Genomic DNA, 11,470 nt, shown 5'->3' with positions numbered 1-11,470 from the left:
CACCCCCGAATATTTAGGTAAAAATCCTGAAACTATTCGACTTTAATTGCTTGAACAGGACAGGAGTCAGCAGCATCCTGGGCGCAAGAAGCCTCTGTTTCAGCAACGATGACCTCAGCCTTACCATCGTCAGTCATTCTAAAAACTTCGGGGCAAAGACCTTCGCAGACTCCACAACCGATGCAAGCATCCTTGTCAATGTAGACCTTCATCATCACACCTCCATAATAGATTTATGCGGAAACCATTTCTCTTGCGACTTCTATGAGCTTTTTGGCCATCTCAATACCCACACGTTTCTGTCCCTCGTAGGTACTGGCTCCGATGTGAGGTGTTGCTATCACGTTGTCCAGTCCGAGGAGCTTTCTTCTCAACTCATCCATGGGAGGCTCCACTTCAAAGACATCAAGGGCAGCGCCTAAAACCTTCCCGGATACTAGCGCATCGTAGAGGGCCTGTTCATCCACAATTCCCCCACGCGCAGCGTTGATAATTATAACACCGTCTTTCATTTTTGCGAATTCATTTTCTCCAATTATATGTTTCGTACTTTCCGTTAAGGGCAAATGTAATGTTACAACATCCGCAACTTCGAGCAGTTCTCCGAGGTCATTTACCAATTTCACGGGTAGTTCGGTCTCCTTTACAAACGGATCATAAATGATGACTTCCATACCAAATGCCTTGGCCCGTTTTGCAACTTCCTGGCCAATGGCACCAAATCCGATTATTCCAATTTTTTTCCCGAAGATTTCGTGTCCCTTAAGGGCTTTTTTCTCCCACTTTCCATCTTTAAGGCCCTGGGTACCACGGGGAATATGCCTTACTAGCGAGAGGAGAAGTCCTAGAGTTAGCTCAGCAACAGATATAGCGTTAGCACCAGGCGTGTTGTACACTTTAATGCCGAGTTCGCGTGCTGTTTTCACATCGATATTATCGAGACCGGTACCAGCTCTGCCAACAACTTTTAAGTTTTTACCAGCATTGAGGACATCGGCGGTTACTTTTGTCGCGCTACGGACCACAAGAAACTCGATATCATCGATCTTTTTTATGAGTTGGTCTTTGTCCAGATGTTCGGCGGTTATTTTAAAAAGTCCCGAATTCTGAAGAAGTTCCATCGCATCACTTGAGAGGGGATCATTGGCATGAAGTCTGAACATCAGACATCCTCCCTTTCAAAGACTTCTTCAACCGCTTTAAGACCTGTTCCATATTCCAGTTTATAGCCAAGCTTTCTCAGTGCCATTTCTAAAGCGGAAATCGCAACAATGGTATCGAATTTTGACATATAACCCAGATGGGCAATTCTGAAAATCTTCCCTTTCATGCTACCCTGTCCCCCGGCAATGGTAACACCAAATTCATCACGCATAAGCGAAACGAGCTTCTGACCATCCACGCTTTCAGGCACTTTAACAGCTGTCAGGACGTTACCAGGGCGCTTTGAAAAAAACTCAAGGCCAAGAGCTTTAACACCTTCTCGGATGGCGTCCGCGAGGATCCTGTGGCGCTCCCAGACATTCTCTATCCCCTCTTCTTTAAGCATTTCCACAGCCTTTTTCAATTGGTAAATGAGGTTAACTGCGGGTGTATACGGAGCCGGGTTCTTCTTATAAGCGAAAGCGTTGAAATAAAAGCTTGGTACACTATTCTTTTCGGCTTTTTTCCAGGCATCTTCGCTAAAAGTAATGAATCCCAGTCCCGGAGGGAGCATGAACCCTTTTTGCGAACCAGCAACAACAACATCGAGCTTCCATTCGTCCGTCTTTAAGGGCTGAGCTATGAGACCGCTTATAGCGTCAACTACTATCAATTTACCGTGGGCCTTGACAACTTTCGCGAAACCTTCAATGTCCATTACTGTCCCTGTAGATGTCTCGCTAAGAGTAGTGAAAACAGCTACTGCGTCAGGATGTTCCTTCAGTTTTTCATCGATCATTTCAGGAGTTGCATAGTCGCCGTATTCAAGCTTTATTGGGACTACCTCTGCGCCATAGGTTTCACATAGTTGCTGCCAGCGCTCACCAAATTTTCCACCTACCACGACGATAACTTTTTCGCCGGGGGACACGAGGTTAACAACTGCCATTTCCATCGCGCCCGTCCCAGAAGAAGCCAGGAGGAATAGATCATTTGTCGTTTGAAAAACATACTTCGTTCCCTCAATTGCTTCCTCCATTATCTTTTTGAATTGCGGTGTCCTGTGATGAATGGTCTCACGTGCCCCTTCAAGAAGAAGATCTGTGGGTACGGGCGTAGGACCCGGAGCGAGGAGATAATTTTTCTTCACCATCTTTGCCATAAATGCACCCCCTTAGATATGTGTTGAATAATATCTCAGCATTACGTACATCGTAGCGATCATTCCTGATATCATCAATAGCGGGAAAGCGTACTTGATGTAGTTTGAAAATGTCAGCTTTCCCCTTTTCAATTTCTGGCTCATTCCAGTTACCACCATGTTAGCGGCAGCTCCGACTATTGTACCATTGCCACCATAACAAGCTCCTAGAACGAGAGCCCACCAAAGAATGTCGGAAAGGGCAGGATCTTTGCTAAAAACCAGTTCCGGATTTCCAATTATGCTGTTAATAACGGGAACCATGATCATTACCATCGGAACCGCACTGACAAATCCCGAAAGGAACAAAGGGAACCAGAGAACAAAGATCAACAACAAAATAGGACTATGGAGAGAGCTCACAAGAAAGCTCACGAAAGCGTCCATTAGCCCCACTGCTTCAAGACCATATACAAGAGTGAACATCCCCAAAAAGAAAAAAATCGTGCCCCATTCGATCTTGTGAAAAAGTTTTTCCATTACCTCAGTGTTCACTCTCATAACGAAAAGTGTGACTGCAGCAGAAAGGAGTGCGACGAGTGCCGGATCAATACCGAGTGACGGTGGTAACATGAAACCAATCAGGGTTAAAGAAAATATCGTTAAAGAAATCCGTAACATCCTCTTGTCCCTGATCTGAGAAAAGGGATCCGTGTTAGCGAACCTTTTCAGGATTTTTTGTTCCTCATCATTGAGTTTAAAATATTTGCTCTCTTTCCACAAGAGGAGAATAAGGATGGTAATCAGCGTTATGAAGACCACAGGGGCGACATTTATCAAAAAATCATTAAAGCTCTTCCCTGCTGCAAAACCTACAATCATGTTTGGCGGATCACCAATTAACGTCGCCGTTCCACCAAGATTTGCAGAAAGTATGATCATGATGAGAAAAGGAAAAGGATTTTTTTCCAGAGCATCAGTTACAGCGAGAACAACAGGGACGAATACCATCACAGTACTCACGTTATTCAGGAGGGCAGAGGCGAGAGCAACAATCAAGGAGGTTACGATGTAGAGCAACTTGAAATCCCCACGGCTCATCTTTACAACCGCAACAGCCATGAACTGAAAGAAACCTGACTCCTCGATAAAGGGAAGGATAATCATCATTCCAATAAGAAGTCCTATAGTCCTAAAATCAACGAATTCACTTAAGTTATCGAGATTGAGAGCCCTAACACCCTCCGGAAGGGCACCAGGAAAAGCTTTGTTTAACACGGCTGTCAGAAAAAGTAGTATAGCCCCACCTGCGAAGGCACTTGCCGCTTTATCCATCTTACCGGATATCAGAAAATAGTACACAACAGCCATGAGGGCAAGTACCACACTTCCGTACAAAACAACCATCGTGGCACCTCCTGCAATTCCTTTCAACATTGCAATATATTGCATGCATGTTCTTTCGCGAAATAATATTATCAAAATGATGTGAACTCTGAAAAAATTTACAAAAGCGCCCTTTAGAAGGTTAACGCTGTTTTTTTTCATTATGGCATCAAATTGCTTTACCATTTGATGAAAAAGAATACCAATCTTTATCAGGGGGTATATATATGAAAGACTTCAAATTTTCCAACACGGGTAAAAAGCTCACTTCTTCTATCATCAGGGAACTACTGAAGGATGTCAGCATTCCCGGGATGATTTCCTTTGGTGGAGGAGTCCCGGATCCATCGACTTTTCCCAGATATGAGCTTTCTGAAATAACTCAGAAAGTTATAGAAGAGGAATTCTCATACTCACTTCAGTATGGTCCCACCGAAGGGGACGATGTATTGAAGAAAGCATATATAGAGTATCTGAAGAAGAACGAGGGCATCAAAGGACTATCGACCGAAAACCTCCTAATCACCGTTGGTTCTCAGAGTGCGCTCTTTTTATTGTCTTTGGTTCTTCTCGATAAGGACAGCAAATATTTTGTCTCCAAACCTGTATATTTAGGTGCTGCGAGTGCATTTTCCATGAGGTCGACCAATCACATAGACCTCCCGTTGAGTGAAAATGGTATAGATACTGAATTACTTGAAAAGAAACTCGCAGAACTCGCTTCCAGCGGAGAAATAAAAAACGTGAAATTCATTTACGTCATCCCCAACTTCCACAACCCAGCAGGAGTTACACTGAGTCTCGAGCGAAGGAAAAAGTTGCTCGAACTTGCTGACAAATACGATCTTTTGATAGTCGAAGACGACCCTTATGGCGACCTCCGATACGAGGGTGAAGCTATTCCTTCCATGTTTAAGATGGCCGGAAAAGATAGAGTTCTATTACTCAAGACATTCAGCAAAGTGCTTTCCCCTGGTATGAGACTGGGGTTTGTCATTGGCCACGAAGAGTTTATCAGAAAACTTGTGCTTGCAAAACAGGCTGTTGATCTTTGTTCGCCAAGCCTTACCCAGCGCATTGCTGGCAGATTCCTTCAAAAATATGATCTCAAAGAACTCTTAAAGCCAACAATCGATATGTATAGAAAAAAGAAAGACCTTATGCTGGAAGAGCTGAAAAAGAACTTTTCAGATATGCAGGGGGTTCATTGGACCAAACCGCAGGGTGGGCTCTTCATCTGGCTCACGTTACCAGAGGGGTTTGACACGATGGAAATGATGGATTACGGGAAGAAAAACGGTATACTTTTCATTCCCGGTGCCGCCTTTTCCATTGGTGGCGGCTGTGACAATTCTATGAGACTTTCCTTCTGCCTTCCGCCTGAAAAAGATATTGTAGAAGGTGTAAAGAGATTAAAACAAACCGTGCTCGAATATGGAAAAGAAAAAGGGTTGCTCTGAGGGGGGATGTCAATGAGAATACTCGTGATAAATCCCGGTTCGACTTCTACAAAACTCGGGATTTATGAAGACAAACAGATAACCAGAAAAGAATACGTCAAGCACTCTCCAGAAGAAGAGGAGGGTATGGCTGTTCCGGATAAGGTCGAAGCGAGGGCCAGAGCCATAGAAAAATTTCTCTCAAAAAACGGATACAGAGTGAAAGATTTCAATGCTATCGCCTGTCGTGGAGGAATTCTCCCTCCTTTAGAAAGTGGAACATACCAGGTTGACGAAGATATGGTCAATTATCTGCTGCATAAAGCCATTCTTGATCATCCCTCGAACTACGCAGCTCCCATAGGTATGATCCTCTCTAAAGGTGAGATCCCTGTGTTTATAACTGATCCGGTTTCGGTGGACGAATTATGCCCGGAAGCACGCTTGACAGGTATACCGCAGTTGAAAAGAATGAGCCTTTTCCATGCATTGAATATGAAAGCTGTCGCCAGAGAAGTTGCAAAAGAAATGGAAACCGATGTCAGCAAATTGACCTTTGTCATCACCCATCTCGGCGGAGGAATATCTGTGGGCTTACAGGTAAATGGAAAGATGATCGATGTTAATAACAGTAAGGATGAAGGGCCCTTTGGTTCCAACAGGTCCGGTGATCTCCCAGTGGGAGATGTGGTCGAAAAGGCTTTCAGCGGGCAATTCTCTGAAAAAGAATTGATAAAGCGTTATTCTAGCAGGGGAGGGCTCATTGCGTATCTCGGAACAGATAACCTGCAGGAAGTCCTTCAAAGAGCTAAAAATGATGAATATGCAAAGAAAGTTCTGCAGGCCATGGTATATCAAATCGCGAAGGAGATCGGTGGTCTGTGCGCAGTAGCAGGAGGAAATGTAGACGCCATTATTCTCACCGGTGGAATGGCTTACAATCCCGATTTTGTCGAAGAGATAAAATCCTACATTTCGAATTTTGGTCTTGTGGTCGTTAAACCGGGGGACAATGAATTACTTTCACTGGCAATGGGAGCCGAAAGAGTGCTTTCTGGAGAAGAAAACGCAAAATGCCTTTCACTGGAGGGAATAGTATGATCGATAAACTCTCACAATTATTCGACATTGCGAAGGGCAGTGATAAAAAGATCGCCGTAGCTGCTGCGGAGGATGAGATCGTTCTAAAGGCAGTGAAAGAAGCCATTGAACGTGATCTTGCGGAATTCGTGTTATTTGGTGATGCAACGGAGTTAAAGAAACTTTGCACGAATGTCGGTTTATCAGAAGGTTTTAAAATAGTACACGCGGCTAGTACTTCTGAAGCTGTAACTGCTGCAGTCGAAGCAGTCGCCTGTGGAAAAGCTGATCTCCTGATGAAGGGTAAAATCAAAACTGGTGAGCTTTTGAGCGTTTATCTTAAAGAAGAATATGGACTCAGAGCCGGGCGGACAATGAACCTTGTGAGCGTGTTTGAAATACCAGGTTTTGACAGGCTGCTCATCGTAACCGATGCAGGAATGGTGATTGCGCCCAGTCTAAAACAAAAGGTGGATTCTATCGTTAACGCTTCAAAAGTCGCCGCCGCACTGGGAATAGATAATCCAAAGGTAGCCATCCTTGGTGCCATCGAGGTCGTAAATGAAAAGATGCCCGCTACCATCGATGCAGCTATACTTTCAAAGATGGCACATCGCAATCAAATTCCGGATGTGATTGTCGACGGTCCTCTCGCGCTTGATAACGCCATTTCAGAAGAAGCTGCAAGGCACAAAGGAATCGACAGTCCCGTTGCTGGAAAGGCTGATATCCTCATAATGCCAGATATAGAAGCCGGGAACATTTTCTACAAAGCTATGGTTTTTCTCGGTGGTGCCCTCGTTGCCAGTACCATAATGGGTGGAAAGGCACCCATTGTGTTGACCTCAAGAGCTGATTCAGATCTCACAAAACTCTTATCCATTGCCCTGAATGTTTTGATAGCAAAGGGGGCTTCAAAATGAGAATCCTCGTGATCAATCCCGGATCAACCTCAACAAAGCTCGCCATATTTGAGAACGAAACAATCGTTGAAACCAAAACAATCAGACATTCAACAGAAGAGCTTTCAAAATTCGAAAATCTGTATTCCCAGAAGGATTTCAGAAAAGAACTGATCCTAAGCTTTCTCAGTGAGAGTGGATATTCATTAGATAGCTTCGATGCCATCGTCGGTAGAGGAGGACTATTAAGGCCTCTTAAGGGTGGTACTTATTTCGTTAATGATAGGATGATAGATGACCTCAAGGCAGCAAAGTACGGCGAACACGCTTCAAACCTCGGGGCGATTCTCGCCAAAGAGCTGACAACCAATGCTTCCAAAGAGATTCCCGCATTCATTGCCGACCCAGTAGTCGTCGATGAAATGAAGGAAGTAGCCAAATTCAGCGGGCATCCCGATTTTCAGCGAAAATCAATCTTCCACGCATTGAACCAGAAAGCAGTTGCTCGCTCCGTGGCTCAGAAGTATGGCAGAAGATATGAAGAAATGAACTTCGTTGTTGTTCATATGGGAGGCGGTATTTCGATAGGTGCCCACGAAAAAGGTAGAGTTGTAGATGTAAACAATGCTCTTAATGGAGACGGACCATACACACCCGAAAGATCCGGAACACTCCCGTTAACGCAGTTAATCAAGCTCTGCTTCAGTAAAAAGTATGCCAAGAATGAAATTAAAAAGCTGATAAAGGGCAAGGGGGGGCTGGTGGCGTACACTGGCACCAATGATTGCACCAAGATACAGCAAAGACTCAGAAACGGTGAAACGGGGGAACTGGAGCTGTTCTATCGCGGCATGGCATATCAGATTACTAAGTGGATCGGGAAAATGGCCGCCGCCCTTAAGGGAGAAGTAGATGCGATAATTCTCACCGGTGGTTTGGCTCATGACACCAAATACCTTGTCCCATGGATCAGCGAGAAGGTCTCTTTCATTGCTCCAGTTGAGGTCGTTCCAGGTGGGAACGAAGAACTTGCTCTTGCCCTTGCAGCTTGCAGGGTTTTGAAGGGTGAAGAGAAGGCCAAAACTTATTGAGGTGAAATGATGTTTGACAGCAGGATATCGATCTTCATGGGGATGTTCGGCAGCGGAAAGACCGAGATCTCCTTGAATGTCGCCGTCAAGTTAAAAGAAAAATTCAAGAGAGTGGCTCTGGCTGATATAGACGTCATCAGCCCTTACTTCAGGTCCAGAGATCACGTTGAAGAGCTCAATCGTATGGGCATAAAACTTATCGCTCCCCATGGTGCGCTGATGCATGCTGACCTTCCAATAATATCTCCAGTTGTTCATGGTTATATCGCCAATGAGGAATATTCACTTGTGATCGACGTGGGCGGAAATGATGATGGTGCCATCGCTCTTGGCTCACTGAAGGTAGCATTGGATGGGAAGAATGTTAAGACTTATTTTGTTATCAACCCTTACAGACCTTTTACCAATACCGTTGAAAAGACCGTAGAACACCTCCAAAGGCTTTCAAGAGTTTCCAGGAGAAGAATCGACTTTCTAATAAACAATGCGAACCTCGGCCGGGAAACAACTGTGGAAAATGTTCTTTTCGGTGAAAAGTTTATCAGCAGGGTATCTGAACTCACTAATATTCCTGTGGCCGCTACGGTGATCGCAGATGATTTAAACTTTGAAGAAGAAAAATTTCCAATTTTCAAGATAAAAAAATTTCTTAAAACACCTTGGGAGGGTTGAGAATGCCAAAGAATTTCGTAACAATCAACGAAGAGCGTTGTAAAGGTTGCGGGTTATGCATAAGTGTCTGTCCCAAGAAGGTGCTGGATTTCGCCAGCCATTTTAACAGTAAAGGTTACCACCCCGCCACGCAGGTCGACCAGGAAAACTGTATCGGCTGTGGTTTTTGCTATATGATGTGTCCGGACACAGCGATTACTGTTTACCGTGAAAACGTCGAAGTAAGAGGATGAAGGGGGAAAGAACATGGCTGAAAAAGTTATGGTTAAAGGAAATGAAGCTATGGCCGAAGCCGCTATAAGGGCAGGCTGTAGACTCTATTTTGGTTACCCCATTACACCACAATCAGAACTCACGGAATACATGGCCAGAAGACTTCCCGAAGTCAAGGGAACCTTTCTTCAGTCCGAAAGTGAAGTAGCTGCTGTAAACATGATATACGGAGCGGCCAGCACTGGAACTCGCGTGATGACTTCCACTTCCAGTCCGGGGTTTAGTCTAATGCAGGAAGGCATCTCTTACATCGCCGGTGCTGAACTTCCCTGTGTGTTCATCAACGTTGTCCGTGGAGGTCCTGGCCTGGGAGATATCCAGCCGGCACAGAGCGACTACTTTCAGGCAACGAAGGGCGGAGGCCATGGCGACTATAATTTGATCGTTCTTGCTCCCAGCTCTGTTCAGGAAGCTGTGGACCTCGTTCAACTGGCTTTCGATCTTGCTGATAAATATAGGAACCCGGCTCTTATCCTGGCTGATGGAATGCTGGGACAGATGATGGAACCCGTGGAATTCCCGGATTTCAGAGACCTGAACACACTTCCGGACCATAGCTCATGGGCCATGCAGGGTTGCGAAGGCAGGGAACCTCACAAAATCACCTCCTTTGATATCGACCCTATCAATCTAGAAAAAATGAACATAGGATATCAGAAAAAATATAGAGAAATAGAAGCAAACGAAGTGCGCTACGACACTGAGATGATTGATGATGCCGAATACCTCCTTGTCGGATATGGAACCATGGCAAGAATCCTTGGCAGTGTTGTAAAAAAGGCCAGAAGTGAGGGCATTAAAGTTGGTCTGTTCAGACCAATAACGTTGTGGCCTTTCCCCTATAAGGAACTCGAAAGCGCTGTTTCTGGGAAGAAAGCTGTTCTCACCGTTGAAATGTCCACCGGTCAGATGGTTGAAGACGTTAAGTTAGCGGTGAACGGAAAGATAAAGGTCGATTTCTATGGCAGGACCGGTGGCGTTGTTCCCACACCTGAGGAAGTTCTGAGGGAACTCAAAAAGATCGTCGAGAGGAGTGAATGAAATGGCAGCCAAGGCGATATTCGAAAGACCAAAATCCCTTTCTGATAAAGAGTTCACGTACTGTCCTGGGTGTCATCACGGAATCGTTCATCGGCTAATAGCTGAGGTCATCGATGAACTTGGAATACAGGGTAAGACTCTCATGGTGGCTCCTGTGGGGTGTTCTGTTTTCGCTTATACCTTCTTCGATGTTGATGGAACCGTCGCTGCGCATGGTAGGGCACCAGCAGTTGCAACGGGAATGAAACGAGCAATGCCCGACAGAGTGGTCTTCACTTATCAGGGCGATGGTGACCTTGCAGCGATCGGCACCGCAGAAATAATCCATGCTGCCAACAGAGGAGAAAGAATAACAACCATTTTCATAAACAATGCTATTTACGGAATGACTGGCGGTCAGATGGCTCCTACCACCCTTCTTGGGATGAAGACAACCACTTCACCGTATGGTAGAGAGGCAGACAGAGAAGGTTATCCTATACATGTCAGCGAAGTTCTAAAAGAACTCTCTGGTGTAGTTTACCTGGAAAGAGTTGCTGTAAGTTCTCCAGCTGAAGTGAGAAAAGCTAAACAGGCTATAAAAAAAGCCTTCATCGCTCAGATCAAGGGTCTGGGATTTTCTCTCGTCGAAGTTCTTTCCACCTGTCCCACGAATTGGGGACTGGATCCCATCGAGGCAATGAAATGGCTAAACGAAAACTTGAAAAAGGAGTATCCCCTTGGCGTCTTTGTTGACAAGGTAGGTGAGCTGAAATGAGCGAAAACATTCTCATAGCTGCCGGATTCGGAGGACAGGGAGTAATGCTTCTAGGTCAGATCCTGGCAACGGCTGCCATGTACGACGATAAACACAGCACATGGTTACCTTCCTACGGACCTGAGATGCGCGGTGGAACAGCTAACTGCACCGTGGTTATAAGTGATGAGACCATTGGCTCTCCGATAACCGATACCCCAGGCGAACTCATTATCATGAACATACCGTCTCTGCTGAAATTTGAATCGACATTGAAAAAAGAAGGGCTGTTGATTCTCAACACATCGGTTGTTGATAGAGAACCCCAGAGAAAAGATATCGAAATTGTTAAGGTAAACGCCAACAAAGTAGCCGAGGAAATTGGCAACACAAAAGTGGCGAACATGGTCATGCTCGGTGCGTATCTTGAGAGGACAGGGGCAGTCTCTGTCGAGAGTGTCGAAAAAGCACTGAGAAAAAAGCTTACTGGGAAAAAAGCTGCTCTGATCGAAATGAATCTCAAGGCTATCGAGGCGGGAATGAAATTAGCAAGAAAATAAGAGGAG

Annotated in this window: 13 protein-coding genes; 9 read left to right on the top strand and 4 right to left on the bottom strand. The window is 45.1% G+C overall.

The features are described 5' to 3' along the window. Positions 1-32: 32 nt before the first annotated feature. The 4 genes from IX53_RS10365 to IX53_RS10350 are packed head-to-tail and all read right to left on the bottom strand — an operon-like array spanning position 33 to position 3,691. A complete protein-coding gene (locus IX53_RS10365) occupies positions 33-212 on the bottom strand; it encodes a ferredoxin (protein ID WP_047755299.1) in 180 nt (59 codons plus the stop codon). Positions 213-233: 21 nt separating this feature from the next. Continuing rightward, a complete protein-coding gene (locus IX53_RS10360) occupies positions 234-1,163 on the bottom strand; it encodes a hydroxyacid dehydrogenase (protein ID WP_047755298.1) in 930 nt (309 codons plus the stop codon). After that, the gene (locus tag IX53_RS10355) at positions 1,163-2,305 is read right to left on the bottom strand and encodes a pyridoxal-phosphate-dependent aminotransferase family protein (RefSeq protein ID WP_047755297.1); all 1,143 of its coding nucleotides are present in this window, start codon (positions 2,303-2,305) and stop codon (positions 1,163-1,165) included. Before IX53_RS10355 ends, IX53_RS10360 begins: the two co-directional genes overlap by 1 nt. Positions 2,306-2,317: 12 nt before the next feature. Continuing rightward, positions 2,318-3,691 carry an ArsB/NhaD family transporter gene (locus IX53_RS10350; protein WP_053001301.1) on the bottom strand — a complete coding sequence of 458 codons (1,374 nt, stop codon included), beginning with the start codon at positions 3,689-3,691 and terminating at the stop codon, positions 2,318-2,320. 206 nt (positions 3,692-3,897) lie between these two features. Between IX53_RS10350 and IX53_RS10345 the strand changes: the two genes are divergently transcribed. Genes IX53_RS10345 through IX53_RS10305 form a run of 9 tightly spaced genes read left to right on the top strand, consistent with a single transcriptional unit; the run spans position 3,898 to position 11,464 of the window. Further along, a complete protein-coding gene (locus IX53_RS10345; RefSeq protein ID WP_047755296.1) occupies positions 3,898-5,130 on the top strand; it encodes an aminotransferase-like domain-containing protein in 1,233 nt (410 codons plus the stop codon). 12 nt (positions 5,131-5,142) lie between these two features. Continuing rightward, positions 5,143-6,210, top strand: coding sequence for a butyrate kinase (buk, locus tag IX53_RS10340; RefSeq protein WP_047755295.1), 1,068 nt, complete (start codon positions 5,143-5,145; stop codon positions 6,208-6,210). After that, the gene (locus IX53_RS10335; protein ID WP_047755294.1) at positions 6,207-7,112 is read left to right on the top strand and encodes a bifunctional enoyl-CoA hydratase/phosphate acetyltransferase; all 906 of its coding nucleotides are present in this window, start codon (positions 6,207-6,209) and stop codon (positions 7,110-7,112) included. The genes buk (IX53_RS10340) and IX53_RS10335 overlap by 4 nt, the downstream gene beginning before the upstream one ends. Beyond that, positions 7,109-8,182 (top strand): butyrate kinase, encoded by a 1,074-nt coding sequence (buk, locus tag IX53_RS10330; protein WP_047755293.1) that lies wholly within the window; start codon positions 7,109-7,111, stop codon positions 8,180-8,182. Before IX53_RS10335 ends, buk (IX53_RS10330) begins: the two co-directional genes overlap by 4 nt. 9 nt (positions 8,183-8,191) lie before the next feature. Then, complete coding sequence (locus IX53_RS10325) at positions 8,192-8,854, top strand: nucleotide-binding protein (RefSeq protein ID WP_245612728.1); 663 nt, start codon at positions 8,192-8,194, stop codon at positions 8,852-8,854. A gap of 2 nt (positions 8,855-8,856) precedes the next feature. Beyond that, positions 8,857-9,087, top strand: a complete 231-nt coding sequence (locus IX53_RS10320) for a 4Fe-4S dicluster domain-containing protein (RefSeq protein ID WP_047755291.1) — start codon at positions 8,857-8,859, stop codon at positions 9,085-9,087. Between the two features lie 13 nt (positions 9,088-9,100). Then, positions 9,101-10,168, top strand: a complete 1,068-nt coding sequence (locus IX53_RS10315) for a 3-methyl-2-oxobutanoate dehydrogenase subunit VorB (protein ID WP_047755290.1) — start codon at positions 9,101-9,103, stop codon at positions 10,166-10,168. A gap of 1 nt (position 10,169) precedes the next feature. Next, positions 10,170-10,925 (top strand): thiamine pyrophosphate-dependent enzyme, encoded by a 756-nt coding sequence (locus tag IX53_RS10310; protein WP_047755289.1) that lies wholly within the window; start codon positions 10,170-10,172, stop codon positions 10,923-10,925. Then, positions 10,922-11,464 carry a 2-oxoacid:acceptor oxidoreductase family protein gene (locus IX53_RS10305; protein WP_047755288.1) on the top strand — a complete coding sequence of 181 codons (543 nt, stop codon included), beginning with the start codon at positions 10,922-10,924 and terminating at the stop codon, positions 11,462-11,464. Before IX53_RS10310 ends, IX53_RS10305 begins: the two co-directional genes overlap by 4 nt. The last annotated feature ends 6 nt before the right edge of the window (positions 11,465-11,470 follow it).

This window comes from Kosmotoga pacifica (assembly GCF_001027025.1).
In the GTDB taxonomy this organism is placed as follows: Bacteria; Thermotogota; Thermotogae; order Petrotogales; family Kosmotogaceae; genus Kosmotoga_B; species Kosmotoga_B pacifica.
Note: the sequence above shows the minus strand (reverse complement) of the source record. Positions and strands in the feature narration are given on the sequence as shown.